The sequence below is a fragment of the Paraburkholderia sp. CI2 genome (assembly GCF_014201055.1).
GTDB classification, from domain to species: domain Bacteria; phylum Pseudomonadota; class Gammaproteobacteria; order Burkholderiales; family Burkholderiaceae; genus Paraburkholderia; species Paraburkholderia tuberum.
Genome location: NZ_JACHDL010000004.1, coordinates 315,391 through 332,282, shown reverse-complemented (window position 1 = coordinate 332,282; position 16,892 = coordinate 315,391). Strand labels below are relative to the sequence as shown.

At 63.2% G+C, this 16,892-nt stretch carries 16 protein-coding genes and 1 pseudogene; 11 read left to right on the top strand and 6 right to left on the bottom strand.

The features are described from left to right. Positions 1–185 precede the first annotated feature (185 nt). Positions 186–481 (top strand): annotated as a pseudogene (locus tag HDG32_RS08860) (flagellar motor protein MotB); the annotation flags it as partial. A 90-nt stretch (positions 482–571) separates the two neighbouring features. On the opposite strand, the gene HDG32_RS08855 reads toward HDG32_RS08860, so the two are convergent. Further along, a complete protein-coding gene (locus tag HDG32_RS08855; protein ID WP_184065620.1) occupies positions 572–2,812 on the bottom strand; it encodes an NADP-dependent isocitrate dehydrogenase in 2,241 nt (746 codons plus the stop codon). 255 nt (positions 2,813–3,067) lie between these two features. Between HDG32_RS08855 and HDG32_RS08850 the strand changes: the two genes are divergently transcribed. Further along, the gene (locus HDG32_RS08850; protein ID WP_184065617.1) at positions 3,068–3,886 is read left to right on the top strand and encodes a Sir2 family NAD-dependent protein deacetylase; all 819 of its coding nucleotides are present in this window, start codon (positions 3,068–3,070) and stop codon (positions 3,884–3,886) included. A 106-nt stretch (positions 3,887–3,992) separates the two neighbouring features. Here the strand turns inward: HDG32_RS08850 and HDG32_RS08845 are convergent, their stop codons facing one another. Continuing rightward, positions 3,993–4,262, bottom strand: coding sequence for a contact-dependent growth inhibition system immunity protein (locus tag HDG32_RS08845; RefSeq protein ID WP_260336412.1), 270 nt, complete (start codon positions 4,260–4,262; stop codon positions 3,993–3,995). A 273-nt stretch (positions 4,263–4,535) separates the two neighbouring features. Between HDG32_RS08845 and HDG32_RS08840 the strand changes: the two genes are divergently transcribed. The 5 genes from HDG32_RS08840 to HDG32_RS08820 all read left to right on the top strand — a co-directional run bounded on the left by HDG32_RS08840 (position 4,536) and on the right by HDG32_RS08820 (position 7,983). Then, a complete protein-coding gene (locus HDG32_RS08840) occupies positions 4,536–5,363 on the top strand; it encodes an RNase A-like domain-containing protein (protein WP_184065614.1) in 828 nt (275 codons plus the stop codon). A gap of 11 nt (positions 5,364–5,374) precedes the next feature. Continuing rightward, positions 5,375–5,668, top strand: a complete 294-nt coding sequence (locus HDG32_RS08835; RefSeq protein ID WP_184065611.1) for a contact-dependent growth inhibition system immunity protein — start codon at positions 5,375–5,377, stop codon at positions 5,666–5,668. 519 nt (positions 5,669–6,187) lie between these two features. Further along, positions 6,188–7,015 carry an AraC family transcriptional regulator gene (locus HDG32_RS08830; RefSeq protein WP_184065766.1) on the top strand — a complete coding sequence of 276 codons (828 nt, stop codon included), beginning with the start codon at positions 6,188–6,190 and terminating at the stop codon, positions 7,013–7,015. 81 nt (positions 7,016–7,096) lie between these two features. Continuing rightward, on the top strand, positions 7,097–7,498 hold the full coding sequence (locus HDG32_RS08825) for a cupin domain-containing protein (RefSeq protein WP_184065608.1): 402 nt from the start codon (positions 7,097–7,099) through the stop codon (positions 7,496–7,498). After that, positions 7,489–7,983, top strand: a complete 495-nt coding sequence (locus HDG32_RS08820; RefSeq protein ID WP_260336411.1) for a GNAT family N-acetyltransferase — start codon at positions 7,489–7,491, stop codon at positions 7,981–7,983. The genes HDG32_RS08825 and HDG32_RS08820 overlap by 10 nt, the downstream gene beginning before the upstream one ends. 25 nt (positions 7,984–8,008) lie before the next feature. Here the strand turns inward: HDG32_RS08820 and HDG32_RS08815 are convergent, their stop codons facing one another. The 4 genes from HDG32_RS08815 to HDG32_RS08800 form a co-directional block, all read right to left on the bottom strand. Next, positions 8,009–8,500, bottom strand: coding sequence for a DNA-deoxyinosine glycosylase (locus HDG32_RS08815; protein WP_184065605.1), 492 nt, complete (start codon positions 8,498–8,500; stop codon positions 8,009–8,011). Further along, positions 8,500–9,216 (bottom strand): chorismate lyase, encoded by a 717-nt coding sequence (locus HDG32_RS08810; protein WP_184065602.1) that lies wholly within the window; start codon positions 9,214–9,216, stop codon positions 8,500–8,502. Before HDG32_RS08810 ends, HDG32_RS08815 begins: the two co-directional genes overlap by 1 nt. A 187-nt stretch (positions 9,217–9,403) precedes the next feature. Next, positions 9,404–11,302 carry a molecular chaperone HtpG gene (gene htpG / locus HDG32_RS08805; protein WP_184065599.1) on the bottom strand — a complete coding sequence of 633 codons (1,899 nt, stop codon included), beginning with the start codon at positions 11,300–11,302 and terminating at the stop codon, positions 9,404–9,406. Positions 11,303–11,436: 134 nt separating this feature from the next. Then, entirely contained in the window at positions 11,437–12,894 is a 1,458-nt protein-coding gene (locus HDG32_RS08800; RefSeq protein WP_184065596.1) for a PLP-dependent aminotransferase family protein, read from the bottom strand. A 231-nt stretch (positions 12,895–13,125) separates the two neighbouring features. Here HDG32_RS08800 and HDG32_RS08795 point away from each other — a divergent pair, with 231 nt between their 5' ends. The 4 genes from HDG32_RS08795 to HDG32_RS08780 all read left to right on the top strand — a co-directional run bounded on the left by HDG32_RS08795 (position 13,126) and on the right by HDG32_RS08780 (position 16,797). Beyond that, positions 13,126–13,818 carry a VOC family protein gene (locus tag HDG32_RS08795; protein WP_184065760.1) on the top strand — a complete coding sequence of 231 codons (693 nt, stop codon included), beginning with the start codon at positions 13,126–13,128 and terminating at the stop codon, positions 13,816–13,818. Positions 13,819–13,937: 119 nt separating this feature from the next. Next, positions 13,938–15,134 (top strand): PLP-dependent aminotransferase family protein, encoded by a 1,197-nt coding sequence (locus HDG32_RS08790; protein WP_184065593.1) that lies wholly within the window; start codon positions 13,938–13,940, stop codon positions 15,132–15,134. 103 nt (positions 15,135–15,237) lie between these two features. Continuing rightward, the gene (locus tag HDG32_RS08785; RefSeq protein WP_184065590.1) at positions 15,238–15,702 is read left to right on the top strand and encodes a RidA family protein; all 465 of its coding nucleotides are present in this window, start codon (positions 15,238–15,240) and stop codon (positions 15,700–15,702) included. 195 nt (positions 15,703–15,897) lie between these two features. Continuing rightward, positions 15,898–16,797, top strand: a complete 900-nt coding sequence (locus tag HDG32_RS08780; RefSeq protein ID WP_184065587.1) for a PhzF family phenazine biosynthesis protein — start codon at positions 15,898–15,900, stop codon at positions 16,795–16,797. Positions 16,798–16,892 lie beyond the last annotated feature (95 nt).

Below are 16,892 nucleotides of genomic sequence, written 5' to 3'. Positions count from 1 at the left end.
GCATTCGCTGCGACTCGCTCATTCAAATCGACCGCTCACAAACTGCTTTCAACGAACTCTCAACACGCCCACGACGAAGCCGAATTTAGTTCGGTATCCTCGAAGAACCATAAATTTTTGCGGCCGCTGGGTCGCGACCAACCTGCGCCATTACGCCACGCGCAAACGATGACAAGAAGGTCGTCGATTCGTTCGATATACTCAATCAGATCGCGCAGGGACTGCCAAAGGATGCGACGGGGAATGTGCTCGTCGAGGGGCATACCGACAGTGTGCCGATTTCGACCGCGAAGTATGCGTCCAACTGGGAGCGGTCGTCGGCTCGCGCAGGGGCCGTGGTCAGGTATCTGGTCGAGCGCGGGATCGAGCCGCATCGGCTGGCCGCGATCGGACGGGCGGACAATTTTCCGCTGGTCGCCGGCAATGACGCGGCGGCAAAAGAGCGGCCAACCGGCGGGTCGCGATCGTCGTGCAGTATTGAACGCGTTCGCCGGTAGCATTGGCCGCCCTTCCCTGCTACGAGCCGCCCGCCGGCGGCTCGTCTTCACATCACCTCACTTCACGCATCACGTCATTCGACGCGTACCGCCCCGAGCGCCTCGTTCAGCGTGCGGCTCGGCCGCATCACCTCTTCGAGCTTGTTGAAGTCCGGCTTGTAATAGCCGCCGATGTCCGCCGGCGCGCCCTGCACCGACGCGAGCTCCGCCACGATCACCTGCTCGTTGGCGGTCAGCTGCGTCGCGAGCGGCGCGAACTGCGCGGCGAGCGCGGCGTCGTCCGTTTGCGCGGCCAGCTCCTGCGCCCAGTACATCGCCAGATAGAACTGGCTGCCGCGATTGTCGAGCTCGCCCGTCTTCGGGCTCGGGCTGCGATTGTTGTCGAGCAGCTTGCCGGTTGCGGTGTCGAGCGTCTTCGCGAGGATCTTCGCCCGGTTGTTGCCGGTCTTGATGCCCAGTTCTTCGAGCGACGCCGCGAGCGCGAGGAACTCGCCGAGCGAGTCCCAACGCAGATGGTTCTCTTCGACGAGCTGCTTCACGTGCTTCGGCGCCGAACCACCCGCGCCGGTCTCGTACATGCCGCCGCCCGCCATCAACGGCACGATCGACAGCATCTTCGCGCTCGTGCCCAGCTCCATGATCGGGAACAGGTCGGTCAGATAATCGCGCAGGATGTTACCGGTGACCGAGATCGTATCGAGCCCGCGCACGACGCGCTCGAGCGTGTAACGCATCGCGCGCACCTGCGACATGATCTGGATGTCGAGGCCCGTGGTGTCGTAATCCTTCAGGTAGGCCTCGACCTTCCTGATCAGCTCCGCTTCGTGCGGGCGATACGGGTCGAGCCAGAACACCGCGGGCATGCCCGAATTGCGCACGCGCGTGACCGCGAGCTTGACCCAATCGCGGATCGCCGCGTCCTTCACCTCGCACATGCGCCAGATGTCGCCCTGCTCGACGTTCTGCGTGAGCAGCACCTCGCCGCTGGCTAGATCGACGATGCGCGCCTCGCCGTCTTCCGGCACTTCGAAGGTCTTGTCGTGCGAGCCGTATTCTTCCGCCTTCTGCGCCATCAGGCCGACGTTCGGCACGGTGCCCATCGTGACCGGATCGAACGCGCCGTTGGTCTTGCAGAAGTTGATAATCTCCTGGTAGATGCGCGCGAACGTGCTCTCCGGGATCACCGCCTTGGTGTCTTTCGGACGACCGTCGGCGCCCCACATCTTACCGCCGAGGCGAATCATCGCCGGCATCGACGCATCGACGATCACGTCGTTCGGCGCATGCAGGTTCGAGATGCCCTTCGCCGAATCGACCATCGCCAGTTCCGGACGATGTTCGTGGCATGCGTGCAGGTCGCGGATCACCTCCTCGCGCTGCGATTCCGGCAGCGTCTCGAGCTTCTCGTACAGATTGACGAGGCCGTTGTTGACGTTCACGCCAAGTTCCTCGAACAGCTTGCCGTGCTTCGCGAACGCGTCCTTGTAGAACACCTTCACCGCGTGGCCGAAGACGATCGGGTGCGAGATCTTCATCATCGTCGCCTTCACGTGCAGCGACAGCATCATGCCGGTCTTGCGCGCATCTTCCATCTGGTCTTCATAGAACGCTAGCAGCGCCTGCCTGCTCATGAACATGCTGTCGATGATCTCGCCGTCCTGCAGCGCGACCTTCGGCTTCAGCACGATCGTCTTGCCGTTCTTCGTGACGAGTTCCATCTTTACGTCGCGCGCGCGATCGAGCGTCATCGATTTTTCGCCGTGATAGAAGTCGCCGTGCCGCATGTGCGCGACGTGCGTGCGCGACGCCATGCTCCATTCGGCCATGCTGTGCGGGTGCTTGCGGGCGTAGTTCTTGACCGCGGCCGGCGCGCGACGGTCCGAGTTGCCCTCGCGCAGCACCGGATTCACCGCGCTGCCGAGACACTTCGAGTAGCGCTGACGGATCGCCTTCTGTTCGTCGGTCTTCGGATCTTCCGGGTAGTCGGGCACCTTGTAGCCCTTCGCCTGCAGTTCCCTGATCGCGCTCGTCAGTTGCGGCACCGATGCGCTGATGTTGGGCAGCTTGATGATGTTGGTATCGGGTAACGAGGTCAGGCGACCGAGTTCCGCGAGGTTGTCGGGCACCCGCTGCGCTTCGGTCAGAAACTCGGGGAACTCACCGAGGATGCGGCCCGCGACCGAGATGTCGCTGGTCTCGACCTCGATGCCGGCCGGCCTGGTGAAGGTCCGGATGATCGGCAGGAACGCGGCCGTCGCAAGCAGCGGGGCCTCGTCGGTAAGGGTGTAGATGATGGTCGGTTGCTGGGTCGTCATTGCTAGGCTCTGGGCGGGCGGTTGAGAGGCATCTCGCACGTGATACGGGCAGGATGCGCAAACGTCGATCAGGAAAACGACAACGCTAGGACACAAACGCTGTGCGTGGCGGATGGCGACGCGGGGCCCTGGAACGCCAAAGCGGAACGATTAAGCGAACACGGCGGACTGCGTCGCGCAGCGGGTCGCACGGTTGGATTCTGCCTCATTTTTGGGCTGCGAGGAGAATTCGGAATGTGAACAACGGGAGCACGCATGGACACGGCAGAGCAAATGACGATCGCGGCTGACTGGATACGCGAAGCCGACGGCATTCTGATCACGGCGGGCGCAGGCATGGGCGTCGATTCCGGGCTACCCGACTTTCGAGGCGATCACGGATTCTGGGCGGCTTATCCGGCGTTGAAGACCGGCGGAATCAATTTCCATGACATTGCCAATGGAACGGCCTTCCTGCGTGATCCGGTCCGCGCATGGGGTTTCTACGGCCATCGGCTCAACCTGTACCGGCGCACCGTCCCGCACGCGGGTTTCGAGATCTTGCGCCGCTGGGCATCAGCGAAAAGAAGCGGCGGGTTCGTGTTCACCAGCAATGTGGATGGCCAGTTCCAGAAGGCCGGCTTCGCCGACGATCGCCTGTTCGAATGTCACGGATCGATCCACTTCCTGCAATGCGGACAGTCCTGCACGCATCAGATGTGGTCGGCTGATGGTTTCCAGCCAGAGGTGGACGTGAATCGCTGTGCACTGCTATCGCCGTTGCCGAAGTGCCCGAACTGCGGCTGCGTCGCACGACCGGCAATTCTGATGTTTGACGACTGGCATTGGGTTGAAACTCGCACGAGGCATCAACGGATGCGGTACGAGGCGTGGCTGTTGAGCGTCGAGCAAGCTGTCGTCATCGAAATCGGCGCGGGCCGCGCGATACCGACCGTTCGTGACCAGAGCGAACGATTTGGACCGCGCGTCGTGCGGATCAATCCACGCGAATGTGCGGTCGATCCACGCATAGGTCTGGGTCTAATGGGTCGCGCGCTCGATGTGCTGCGTTCGCTGAACAAAAGGATGGGCTGAGCGATCTGGGGCACTGATGGCCCGATGTTTCAGTTCGCGCCGCAATCGCAATAAAAGAGCCGTGAGGCGACTCGGTCGGGAGGTGGCTACTCGTTCAGCAGCCGCCTCAACTCGTCAAAAAATGATGCGGTCGTGTGCCCCATGGAACGGGAGAAAACTCGAGCCCGTACACCTGATCGAACGCGACATCCAGATCATGCTGGTGCTTTCTCTCGAACCTCTCTATCTCTGCGAGCATTGATTTATGGTCAGCCACCGGGCTATCTCTTTTGTAGCAGGCGACAATAGCGGAAATGGTCTCACCCCATATGTCGAAATCCTGGTTCAGGTAAACACCAAATAGTTGACTTAGCTCAGGGTATTCAGATTTTCTCATTGCTCGAACTCAGTATAGATACGCCCTCAGAACATAGCATGGCGTCTCGTTGTACGTTTCGTATTTGAGAATGACGGGTACAACGCTCATACGCGTCTCTCCGCAACGGGATGCACAGATTCGCCGCGACCGCAGCCCGCCCCATGTCTGAAGTACGAGCAATATAACAGTACGCCTGAATAAATCAGATCCCAAATTTTCATCCGTCGCCCATTCCTCTCCCTGTTGTCGCCTGCTAGCGTGGCAGTCCCAACAACTACGGAGAAGTTCGGAATGTCGTATCAACAGGATGCGGACGGCGTGCGCGTGGTGCTCAGTGCGCCGCAATTGGCGGCGGTACTGGCAAGGCAGTCAATCACCCAGACCGAAATGCTTTCCAACCGGCTATGGGGCGGGTTGCAAATCGTCGGTGGCGTGCTGGAAATGGTCGGCGCAAGTGCGTTGTGTGTGATCCCGGAACCGACCATGTTAAGCAAGGCAGGGTGTGTTGTGTTTGGCGTACATGGTTCCGATACGGCGGCGGCAGGTTTGCGTCAGGTCTGGACGGGCCAGGATACGGCCACACTGACCCAGCAGGGTACGACGAAGCTGGCCGAGGCGATGAAGGCTAGTCCTGACATGGCGAACAATATCGGCCTGTCACTTGATATGGTCGTGCCGTTCGGCTTTGCCGGGTCAATCAAGGCGGTGCGGGCTGCACGCATCACGATGGGCGAGATCAAGCTGAACATGCATGAAGCGAAGACGCCTCGCGGGATTGGCGGGCACACTCTCCTGAAGCATGTTGGACGGACGGAGGCACAGTTACGGCAGCGTCTGATCGACGAGCCAAGACGGATGACGGTGTCCACCTTCTACAATCTGAACGCCGCCGAATGGGCAATATCCGAAACGATGAGGGAAAACGCGCTGAGGATAAGCGCATGGGCAAAAGCGCCGGTACGAGACTTGGACTTGGCAAAGAACGTCGGGAAAAATGTTGGTTTTGCGATTGCCCGGAGTACGGGCAAAAGAGTTAAGGCCCAGAAGGTTGTAGTCGTCCTCCGATATCAGACATACAACGGGATGCCGTACTATATCGTGACATCGTACTTGGAGTGAGGGCTTATCGTATGGTTGACAATGAGGAATATCGCGATCTGACGGGGTTGATCCGCTCTCGTTTCCACGAAGATTTTGACCTTTTCGGAAACTCAGTAGAAGAACTCGTTTCTTCCTACACCGAGAACATGCCAAGGAGTGACATTGACGCGCTCATATCTGACGTCGATTCATTCAAAGCCCACTATCCAGACACGCTGGAGTCAGAGTTTAAGAAGCGGTTCGGCCGCCAGTTCGATCCTGTTTTGTGGGGCTACACGACGGCTTCCTTCCTTGATGAAGTAAAACGGCTACTGAGTAAGTAGGCAATTGCTCAGGACGGTTAAAAAGAAGGCCCGCCATTGTCGCGGGTTTTTTCGCGTATACGACCGTCAACAGCCGCCCAAGTGCTTCGCCCACCCGTATGGAACCGGGAGGCGGACTTTAACGCCAAAGAGAGGAGGCCGCACCATGTGCCATATCCTCGCTTGTCCCGAGCAAACGCGATCCCCCATCTCACCCGAAACTATTGCCGTTCTAAGCGCCGCCAAATTGGCCGCCCAGAAACGTCTGGCCGATGCGCGCCGCAAGCTGTCCAGCGCGCAATCGGAATTATGGGCGATGGATCATTCGTATGACCGAGGACGGAGCGTGCCGTGGGCGGCCCGGCGCAGACAAGTCAAACCTCGTGGCACGGTTAAAGGACCGGCCGGCAACAACGACCCGCGACGAGACACTGACGTCAGTCGCACTATCACGCATGCCAAGCGTGCGAACATTCGCACCGGTACAATCCTCCGATATCGATGTTCCCGCAGATCTGCCAAACCAAGCCGGAGCGTGTGATGGACGGCGATACCAGCAAAGCCCAATCCGACTGGATTTCCCGTTCGGAATCCACCCACGGAGTCGAACGCATCGAAGCGTTTTTCCACGGCAACGCGTACTCCATGCATCGGCATGACACCTACGCGATCGGCCTGACCCTCGCCGGCGTCCAATGCTTCCATTACCGGCGCGGTTTGCGCACCAGCCTACCCGGACAGACCATGGTCCTGCATCCCGACGAAGTGCACGACGGTCAGGCCGGCACGAACGAGGGATTTCGTTATCAGATGATTTACGTGCAGCCCGCCGCGATCCAGGAAGTCCTAGGCGGCCGCCCCCTGCCCTTCGTCGAAGGCGGCGTCACGACCGATCCGCGCCTGTTCGAAGCCACGCAGACAGCGCTGCGCCAGATGCGTGGCGACGCGGAGCCGCTCGAACGTGACGACGCGCTCGCCGGTCTCGCGCTCGCGCTGGATAACGCCTCGGGCGCGCGGCAGACGCGCAAGTCCGCGGATTTCGCGGCAGCGCAGCGAGCACGCGAATATCTGCACGCATCGTGCACGCACACCGTCACGCTCGATGAACTTGCCGTCGTCAGCGGGCAGGACCGCTGGAACCTGTCGCGCGATTTCCGAACTTTTTACGGCACCAGCCCCTATCACTACCTGGTCATGCGCCGGCTCGAAGCCGCGCGCGCGATGATGCTGCGCAGCGTTTCCCTCGTGGACGCGGCGGCCGCAGCCGGCTTCGCCGACCAGAGCCACATGACCCGACATTTTCGCCACGCATACGGGATCCCGCCCGCACGTTGGCTCGCGATGACGAGCGATCGGCGCGCCGGCTAACGCAAGCTTGCACGATCGTTCAAGACACTCGCCGGCGGCGGGACTATGCTCTGTTCCAGGTATCACCCGAATGGAGCCACCATGCAAAGCGATTCCCAGCCGACACCCGAGCAACGCGGCCAATACAAGACCATCAACCTGCTCGACAAGATCAGTCAGATCGACGACCACTGGCAGCCGCGCGTCGTGGCTGAAATGAATGACTATCAGTTCAAGGTCGTAAAGATAGTCGGCGATTTCGTCTGGCATCGGCATGCCGATACCGACGAGACCTTCATCGTCCTCGCAGGCCGGTTGCGCATCGACTTCCGCGACCGCTCGATCGAACTGTTTCCCGGAGAAATGGCGGTGGTACCAAAGGGAGTCGAGCACAAGCCGTATGCCGGGTCCGAGGTGAAGCTGCTGCTCATCGAACCGCGCGGCGTCGTCAATACCGGCGATACGAGCAACGAAAGAACGGCCGAAAACGACGTATGGATCTGAGAGCCGCCATGCAGACGCCGCGGCCGATCGTCCGCGAAGCCGTTTTCCCCGCCGACACGCACAACCTCGTCGCCGTGATCCACGAGTATGTCCGCTGGCTGGATATGGATCTGTCGTACCGCGGATTCGATGCAGAAATGGACGCGTTCGAACACGTTTATACGCTGCCATCCGGCATGTTCTTCGTCGCCGACGCCGGCGGCGAGCTCGCCGGTTGCGCGGGGCTGCTGCGCCATACGGCAGAGACTGCGGAAATCAAACGGCTCTATGTTCGTGAAGCATTCAGAGGGTTGTCGCTTGGCGAAACGCTGGTCACATCGGTGATCGGGCAAGCGAAGACATTGGGATTCTCGACGCTGGTTCTCGACTCGGTTCCGCAAACCCGTTTTGCACAGCGCATCTACGAGCGGTTAGGGTTCGTCGAAACCGCGCCCTACTACGAGAATCCAGTCGAAGGCACACGGTTTCTTGCGCTCGATCTATGACCGCGAATGGCATCCTGTCGGTCGATCAGACGCAGGTTAGCCGTCGCCATATGTCGAGCTTTTGAGCGTATGAAACCGAGGCATGGGCGGGACTGCTCGATGGCAAACGGACAAGCCGATATTGCACTCCCCGCTCGCCCAACGCTTTCATCCCGATTTTGGCCGCCGTCCCCCCGTTGAAGGCGATGGTAGCCAGTTTCGGCAGCGTATCGATCAGAGCAATCAGATCGTTGCTGGCATGGTCGCGAATCCGGCTATCCAGGCTTCCTGCTCGACGAGCCTCGGCAACGACATCCCACAGGCCGATATGGTGTTCGAGCAACGTCTCGAGACGCGTCGAATAGGCCATACCAACCAGATCCCGTTCTATCGCTTCACCGACCAGTAACCAGAATTTGTTCTGCGGGTGTGCGTAATATTGGCCGTGAGCCAACGACACCTCGCCCGGCAAGCTACCGAGGATCAAGACCCGCGTATCGGCATCGACGACAGGCGCAAAGCAACGCTTGAACGACATCAGCGGCTCCGCTCGTCGGCGCTGCGCGGCACGCTGTGCGCACGCGACGCGGTGTGATCGAGCGGACGACCGTGCTCGCGCACCCGCGCGTGCGCGATATGCGCCGCGCCGGTGCCTGACGCGGCAGCGTGCGCGCGAGCGGCCGCGTCCAACGCACGCAAATGCTCCCACAGTGCCGGCAACATGCATTCGGTCACCATCAAAGGCGCGCCATGCCGCTCGAACACCGAGCGACGCGCCACCAGCGCATGCCGCGCATGCCGATCGCCGCCGTCGATTTCATGCGCGGCCAACCGATACAACGGATGCCGCTGCCCCACCCTGCGGCTCGCCAGTGACGAACGCGCGACACTGCTATCGCTATACAGCAACTCCGCGAGCGGCCGGGTGCGCAGCCGGCGCGTCGCCTGCCAGATGCCGACGCTCGCGGCACGCGGCGTCACGCTATGCGCGGCGACGAACGGCACGCCATCGACCGACAGCACCACTTCGCGCACCCACACCGGCGCGCGCGGCGCGAGTCCGAGCGCGGCGGCTTCGTCGGGCCACGGCAGCGCGATGGCTTCGCGAGTCACGCGCACCGCGACCGCGCCGAGCGCGCGCAGGTGCGCGGTCAGTGAACCGCCGCGGGTCAGCCAGTCTTTCTGGGCGGCGCTGAAAGTGGCCAAAGGCGCGACGCGCCAGTGGGCGTCGGCGGGATCGAAACGGATAGGCATGGTGTCGGATTATAGCGGCGTGCTCCGACGGTAATTTTTCGCGGCAACGACCGCGGCGATCGTGCGCGCTCCTTCAGCCAGGGGAGCCGACGCAAACCAGAAGGCAAAAAAATGCGCTGCCGAAGCAGCGCATTTCTCAACTACCGGGCGTCAATCCAGCAACGACATCAACGCTTTCGGCTCACGCTCAACCCGCGCGCGACAGCAGCAACGCATTGGTCCGCTTCACGAAGCTCGCCGGATCTTCCAGCGCGCCGCCTTCGGCGAGCAGTGCCTGATCGAACAGCAGATGGCACCAGTCGTCGAAATTCGCGCTATCGGCATGCAGACCCTTCACGAGGGCGTGCTCCGGATTCACTTCGAGAATTGGATGGAACTCAGGCGCCTGCTGGCCCGCGGCCTTCAGCATGCGCTGCAGGTAGCCGCTCATTTCGCCGTCGTCGGCAACGAGGCACGACGGCGAGTCGGTCAGGCGGAACGTCAGACGCACGTCCTTCGCCTTGTCCTTCAGCGCTTCCTTCATCTTCTCGACGAGCGGCTTGAACGCTTCGCCGATCTTCTCCTGCGCCTCTTTTTCCTCGTCGTTCAGCGCGCCGAGATCGAGGTCGCCGCGCGCGACGCTTTGCAGCGGCTTGCCGTCGAATTCGTTGAGGAACGACAGCATCCATTCATCGACGCGATCGGTCAGCAACAGCACTTCGACGCCCTTCTTGCGGAATACTTCGAGATGCGGGCTGTTCGACGCGGCCTGCCACGTGTCGGCGGTCACGTAGTAGATCTTCGTCTGCTCGGGCTTCATGCGAGCGACGTAGTCGGCCAGCGACACGGTCTGCTCGGCCGTGCCCGTATGCGTCGTCGCAAAGCGCACGAGCTTCGCGACGCGCTCGCGATTGGCGAAGTCCTCGCCGATGCCTTCCTTCAGCACCTGGCCGAATTCCTTCCAGAAGCCGGCGTACTTTTCCTTATCGGCGTCGTTGTCCGCGTTGGCCAGTTCTTCCAGCATCGACAGCGCGCGCTTCGTCACGCCTTCGCGGATCGCCTTCACGTCGCGGCTTTCCTGCAGGATTTCGCGCGACACGTTGAGCGGCAGATCGGCCGAATCGACCACGCCCTTCACGAAGCGCAGGTACGTGGGCAGCAGTTGCTCGGCGTCGTCCATGATGAACACGCGCTTCACGTACAGCTTCAGGCCGCCGCGCTGCTCGCGGTTCCACAGATCGAACGGCGCGTGCGCCGGCACGTACAGCAGTTGCGTGTACTCGCTGCGGCCTTCGACGCGGTTATGCGTCCACGTCAGCGGATCTTGATGATCGTGCGAGATGTGCTGGTAGAACTGCTTGTATTGGTCGTCGGTGATGTCGTTCTTCGGACGGGTCCACAGCGCGCTCGCCTGGTTGACGGTCTCGTCCTCGTCCTTCGTGACCATCTCGCTCTTTTCCGCGTCCCACTCTTCCTTCTTCATCAGGATCGGCAGCGCGACGTGGTCCGAGTACTTCTGGATGATCGACTTCAGCCGATACGACGACAGCAGTTCGTCCTCATCGGCACGCAGATGCAGCGTGATGGTCGTGCCGCGCGCGGCGCGCTCGATCGTCTCGACCGCGAAATCGCCTTCGCCCGCGCTTTCCCAGCGCACGCCGTCCGAGGCCGGCAAACCGGCGCGGCGCGTCTCGACGGTGATCTTGTCCGCGACGATGAAGCCCGAGTAGAAGCCCACGCCAAACTGGCCGATCAGCGCCGCGTCCTTCTGCTGGTCGCCCGACAGCTTGCCGAAGAATTCCCTGGTGCCCGAACGCGCGATCGTGCCGAGGTGCGCGATCGTCTCGTCGCGGCTCATGCCGATGCCGTTGTCGTCGATCGTGACGGTGCGCGCGGCCTTGTCGAACGACACCCGAATCCGCAGGTTCGGATCGTTCTCGTACAGCGCGCTGTTTTCGATCGCCTCGAAGCGCAGCTTGTCGGCCGCGTCGGACGCGTTCGAAATCAGCTCGCGCAGAAAGATTTCCTTGTTGCTGTACAGCGAATGGATCATCAGTTGCAGAAGTTGCTTCACTTCTGCCTGAAAGCTCATGGTTTCTTGTGCCATGGTCGGACTTCCTCTCGGTTGCGAATGGGGGATGAGCGGCGGCCGAAGCGGATTCCAACCGCGGTTCGGGCCCGCCGTGCCGGAGCGCCGGACCGCCGGATCGTCCGCGCAAATGGGGACGCTCCGGCGCGGTTTCAAGAGGCGCGGCGCGCGACGCCGTCGAGATAACGGCTTAGGAACGCCGGTAATTCAGGATCGCCGCAATTGGCGATGTTGAAGCGCATCCACGTGCTCGGCGACTGCTGCGGCGAAAACAGCCCGCCCGGCGTCAGCAGATAGCCGGCTTCGTGCCCGGCCGCGGCGAGCGCGCCTGCGTCGACGCCGGTGTCGGCCCACAGGAACATCCCGGCCGTCGGCGTCAGAAACAGCGTCATGCCGGTCTTCTCGATCATCCGCACGGCCTTCTCGCGCACGCCGTCGAGCCGTGCGCGAATGCGCTCGACGTGCCGCCGGTAGTGGCCCTCGGTCAGGATCTTGTAGATCACGCGCTCGTTCAACTCCGGGCTCGTCATGCCGACCAGCATCTTCTGATTGGCGACCACCGTCGCGACCTCTGCCGCGCATGCGATGAAACCGACGCGCAGATTCGGCGCAAGCGTCTTCGAGAAACTGCCGAGGTAGATCACGCGCTTTAGCTGATCGAGGCTCGCGAGGCGCGTACCCGCGTAGCTGGGCGGGCACAGGTCGCCGTAGATGTCGTCCTCGACGACGATGAAGTCGTACGCCTCGGCAAGCCGCAGGATGCGGAACGCCTGCGCGGCGCTCAGCGAGGTGCCGGTCGGGTTCTGCAGCACCGAGTTGATCACCAGCATTTTGGGGCGCCATTCCTGGACCAGCGCTTCGAGCGCGTCGAGATCGGGGCCGCCCGGCGTGTACGGCATGCCGACGAGCCGCGCGCCCTGCGACGCGAAGCAGCCGAACATCTGGAACCACGCCGGATCGCCGACGATCACCGCATCGCCCGGCTTCACGTAGATGCGCGAAATGAGGTCGATCGCCTGGGTGATGCCCGACACCATCACGATCTGCTCGGGCGACGCGCCGATCTCCAGCTCCTCGAGCCGCGTCTGCAACTGCTGACGCAGCGGCAGGAAACCCTGCGCGGTGCCGATGCCGAGCATCTGCATGCCGCTTTGCCGGCCGAGCGTGCGCAGCGCGTTGGTGATCAGGTCGCCGTCGAGCCAGCGGGCCGGCAGATAGCCGAGGCCCGGGCTGCGCTCGGGCCGCGCGCCGGTGTGCAGCATGTTGCGCAGCAGCCAGACGACGTCGATATTGGCCGGCGCGGGCAGCGTCTCGGCGCGCGGGTGCAGCTCGGTGACGCTCGCCGCGCCGCCCTGGCGTTCGCGCACATAGAAGCCGGAGCCGCGCCGCGACTCCAGAAAACCCTGCGCGACGAGCCGCTCGTACGCTTCGACCACCGTGAAGCGCGACACGCCCTTGTCGAGCGCGAGCTTGCGGATCGACGGCATGCGCATGCCGGGGCGGAACACGCGCTCCTCGATGCGGCGCCGCGCCCATTGGACCAGCTGTTCGACCAGCGTCAACGACGCGGTGTCGTGCGGGGCAGGAATCTGGGTAAGCGGGACGGACATGACGGACTCCAACTGTACCGAACAGTATCGCGCCGATTGTACCGTTACTGTGCAGGTCACGGCCGTTACATTTGAATCCAGCGAGGCTGGTGACACCATGTAAATCCATCCGCATGGCCCGCCGATCCGGCAAACGGTTATGCTTACGGCCCCGGCAGCGCAGCCTTCAAGCGTGGCGCGCAACTGGCCCTTGCGAAGAACAGCGTTTTCCGTCGATCCGCCATGACCACCCTGACAGCCCAATCGCTCAGTCTCGATCACCTCGTCGTCTCCGCGCGCACCCTGGACGAAGGCGTCCAGTACGTCGCCGATACGCTCGGCGTCGCGCCGGCCGGCGGTGGCGCGCATCCGCTGATGCGGACCCACAATCGCCTGCTCGGCCTGTGGGGCGGGGTCTACCTGGAAGTGATCGCCATCGATCCGCACGCCGCGGCCGACGCAACCGATGGCACCGCGCCGCGCCCGCGCCTGTTCGCGCTCGACGACCCGGCGACGCAGGCGCGACTGGAAAACGGGCCGTATCTGTCGCATTGGGTCGCGCGCGTCGAGCGGCCGAAGCATCTGGCGACGTGGCAAGCGCAGTATCCGCAGCGCATCGCGCCGGTCGTGCCGATGACGCGCGGCGATTTCACGTGGGGCCTGACTGTGCCCGACGACGGGTCGTTCCCCGCGTGGCAAGGCGCCGGCGACGGCGTGCTGCCCTCGCTGATCCAGTGGGACTCGACGCGGCATCCGTCGCAGTCGCTGGCGCCGACCAACCTCGCGCTGAAAGCGTTGAAAGCCGTGCATCCGCGGCCAGAGCTGATTGGCGAGCAACTGCGCTGGCTCGGCGCCGCGCACCTGCTCGACGTACAGCCGACCGACGGCGCGGCGGCGCTCGTCGCCGAATTCGAAACACCCGAGGGTTCTCGAACCCTCGGATAAACAGCGCGTGATTGGGCAAACCCCCGTGGCAACCCCGGTGGCACCCCAGCGGCAATGGTTGGCCAGTCGCGCGATAATTGAAATTTTGACCGGTTCCAGAAATACCAGCAGAGGAGATCATGGACCAAAGCGACCTGAAAGCCCCGACGTGGCAATTGTCCGAACGCGCGCGCAAGCTCACGAGCTCCGCGATCCGCGAGATCCTGAAGGTCACGGAACGGCCCGAAGTCATCTCCTTCGCCGGCGGCCTCCCCTCGCCTGCCACCTTCCCGGCCGAGCGCATGCGCGAGGCGTCCGACCGCATCCTGCGCGACACGCCCGCCGCGGCGCTGCAGTACAGTGCGACCGAAGGTTATCTGCCGCTGCGCGAATGGGTCGCGCAGCGCTACTCGATCAACGGCGCGCAGATCCGTGCGTCGCAGGTGCTGATCACGACCGGCTCGCAACAGGCGCTCGACCTGCTCGGCAAGGTGCTGATCTGCGTCGATAGCCCGGTGCTGGTCGAAACGCCGACCTACCTCGGCGCGCTGCAATCGTTCTCGATGTACGAGCCGCACTACGTGCAGGTGCCAACCGACGAGCAGGGCCTGATCCCCGAGGGCCTGAAGCCGGAACTGACCAATGGCGCGCGTCTGCTGTACGCGCAGCCGAATTTCCAGAATCCGACGGGCCGCCGTCTGCCGGTCGAACGCCGCCGCGCGCTCGCCGGGTTCGCGAAGACCGCGCCGTTCCCGGTGATCGAGGACGATCCCTATGGCGCGCTCGACTACGCGGGCGAACCGCTGCCGACGATGTTGTCGATGGCGCCCGATCACATCGTCTATCTCGGCTCGTTCTCGAAGGTGCTCGCGCCGGGTCTGCGGGTCGGTTTCATCATCGCGCCCGAGGAACTGATCTTCAAACTCGTGCAGGCCAAGCAGGCCACCGACCTGCACACGCCGAGCTTCACGCAGCGCATGGTGCACGAGGTGGTCAAGGACGGCTTTCTCGACACGCACGTGCCGACGATCCGCGAGCTATACCGCAACCAGTGCGACGCGATGCTCACCGCGCTCGAGCGCTATATGCCCGAAGGCGTCAGCTGGAACCGTCCGGAAGGCGGCATGTTCATCTGGGTCAATCTGCCGGCGGGCATCGACACCATGAAGCTGCTCGAGGAAGCGGTCGCGCAGAATGTCGCGTTCGTGCCGGGCGCTCCGTTCTTCGCGAGCGAAGCCCAGCACAACACGCTGCGTCTGTCGTTCGTCACGGTGCCACCGGCTAAAATCGACGAAGGCGTGGCGCGTCTCGCCGCACTCGTGCGCGCGAAAATCTGAACGGCGTTAGCCGCACTGCCATCGGGGTGAAGCTTGCACGCGCGTTGCGTGCGGACTTCGCCCCGCCTGCATTCATGCAATCTCACCGAAACGAGGACACGACATGGCTCAATCGAATGTGTACGACAAGCTCAAGGAACTCGGCATCGAATTGCCGGCGGCGGGTGCGCCGGCGGCGGCCTATGTGATGAGCGCGCAAAGCAGCAACACGGTGTACCTGTCGGGCCACATCGCCAAGAAGGACGGCAAGGTGTGGGTCGGCAAGCTCGGCGCGACGCTCTCCACCGAGGAAGGCAAGGCCGCCGCGCGCTCGATCGCGATCGATCTGCTCGCCACCTTGCATGCGCACGTCGGCGACCTGAACCGCGTCACGCGCGTCGTCAAGCTGATGAGCCTCGTCAACTCGACGCTCGAGTTCACCGAGCAGCATCTGGTCACCAACGGTGCGTCCGAGCTGATCGCCGACGTGTTCGGCGAACGCGGCAAGCACGCGCGCTCGGCGTTCGGCGTCGCGCAGATTCCGCTCGGCGCGTGCGTGGAGATCGAGCTGATCGCCGAGGTCCAATAGCATCGACGCGATGTGACAATGCGTGCGGTGTCGCGCGAGATCGGCACCTGATTCACGCCGCATTGCGATTCAAACGCGCCGACCGGTGTTACGCACCGGCGGCGCGTTTTTGTTTTATGGCGACGGTGGATCGCCGCCGCGCAGGCGGATAGAATCCGCGAACTCCCTCAACGTCCATTGCGCCGGGGCCTGTCGATGTCCGCTCACACCGTTCGTTTCAAACAGGTCGACGTGTTTACGTCGACACCGTTCAAGGGCAATCCGCTTGCCGTCGTGTTCGATGCCGACGCGCTCGATACCGCGCAAATGCAGGCCATTGCGCGCTGGACCAATCTGTCCGAAACCACGTTTCTGCTAAAGCCGACCGACGCGGCCGCCGACTATCGCGTGCGCATCTTCACGCCGGGGGGCGAGTTGCCGTTCGCGGGTCATCCGACCTTGGGCACCGCGCATGCTTTGCGCGAAAGCGGCTACCAGCCGAAGCAGGCCGGCAAGCTGATCCAGCAATGCGGCGTGGGTCTCGTCGAACTCGAAGCGCTCGACGGCGGCGACAACATGCACGGCGCATGGGCGTTCGCCGCGCCGCCCGCGCGCGTGACACCACTCGCCGAGCATCGTTACGAAGCGCTGTCTACGGCTTTACGTAGTCGGGCGATCGACTTCAGCGCGCCGCCATGCGCGGTCGACAACGGTGCGCCGTGGCTCGTCGTGCGGGTCGATTCGGCACGCGCCTGCCTCGCGCTCGAACCCGACGCGGCGGCGCTCGCCGAGCTCGTGCATTCGGTCGACACGCACGGCGTCGCCGTGTATGGACCGCACGACGCCGACGGCCCCGCGACGTTCGAGGTCCGTTGCCTGATGGCGGGCGGCGGCTTCGGTGTCGGCGAAGACCCGGTGACGGGCAGCGCCAATGCCGCGCTCGCGGGTCTGCTGAACCTGCAGCACCGTCGTCCCGCCGCGCGCTACACGGCGCGTCAGGGCACCGCGCTCGGGCGCGCGGGCCACGTGTCGGTCCACTACGACGATGCGCGCGGCAAGATCTGGATCGGCGGGCCTTCGGTGACGATCGTCGACGGCACGTGCCGGCTTGCGTAAGCGAGCTGCGGCTTCGCGCGCACGCCACGGCGACACGCCACATGCCGCCGCTTCAGACCACAAAAAGCCGCAGCGCGATGGCGTCGCCATACCTG

What these genes read in the sequence shown, in the direction of transcription:
- HDG32_RS08855 (WP_184065620.1), bottom strand. Translation starts at nt 2,812, where the DNA reads ATGACGACCCAGCAACCGACCATCATCTACACCCTTACCGACGAGGCC.
- HDG32_RS08850 (WP_184065617.1), top strand. Translation starts at nt 3,068, where the DNA reads ATGGACACGGCAGAGCAAATGACGATCGCGGCTGACTGGATACGCGAA.
- HDG32_RS08845 (WP_260336412.1), bottom strand. Translation starts at nt 4,262, where the DNA reads ATGAGAAAATCTGAATACCCTGAGCTAAGTCAACTATTTGGTGTTTAC.
- HDG32_RS08840 (WP_184065614.1), top strand. Translation starts at nt 4,536, where the DNA reads ATGTCGTATCAACAGGATGCGGACGGCGTGCGCGTGGTGCTCAGTGCG.
- HDG32_RS08835 (WP_184065611.1), top strand. Translation starts at nt 5,375, where the DNA reads ATGGTTGACAATGAGGAATATCGCGATCTGACGGGGTTGATCCGCTCT.
- HDG32_RS08830 (WP_184065766.1), top strand. Translation starts at nt 6,188, where the DNA reads ATGGACGGCGATACCAGCAAAGCCCAATCCGACTGGATTTCCCGTTCG.
- HDG32_RS08825 (WP_184065608.1), top strand. Translation starts at nt 7,097, where the DNA reads ATGCAAAGCGATTCCCAGCCGACACCCGAGCAACGCGGCCAATACAAG.
- HDG32_RS08820 (WP_260336411.1), top strand. Translation starts at nt 7,489, where the DNA reads ATGGATCTGAGAGCCGCCATGCAGACGCCGCGGCCGATCGTCCGCGAA.
- HDG32_RS08815 (WP_184065605.1), bottom strand. Translation starts at nt 8,500, where the DNA reads ATGTCGTTCAAGCGTTGCTTTGCGCCTGTCGTCGATGCCGATACGCGG.
- HDG32_RS08810 (WP_184065602.1), bottom strand. Translation starts at nt 9,216, where the DNA reads ATGCCTATCCGTTTCGATCCCGCCGACGCCCACTGGCGCGTCGCGCCT.
- htpG (WP_184065599.1), bottom strand. Translation starts at nt 11,302, where the DNA reads ATGGCACAAGAAACCATGAGCTTTCAGGCAGAAGTGAAGCAACTTCTG.
- HDG32_RS08800 (WP_184065596.1), bottom strand. Translation starts at nt 12,894, where the DNA reads ATGTCCGTCCCGCTTACCCAGATTCCTGCCCCGCACGACACCGCGTCG.
- HDG32_RS08790 (WP_184065593.1), top strand. Translation starts at nt 13,938, where the DNA reads ATGGACCAAAGCGACCTGAAAGCCCCGACGTGGCAATTGTCCGAACGC.
- HDG32_RS08785 (WP_184065590.1), top strand. Translation starts at nt 15,238, where the DNA reads ATGGCTCAATCGAATGTGTACGACAAGCTCAAGGAACTCGGCATCGAA.
- HDG32_RS08780 (WP_184065587.1), top strand. Translation starts at nt 15,898, where the DNA reads ATGTCCGCTCACACCGTTCGTTTCAAACAGGTCGACGTGTTTACGTCG.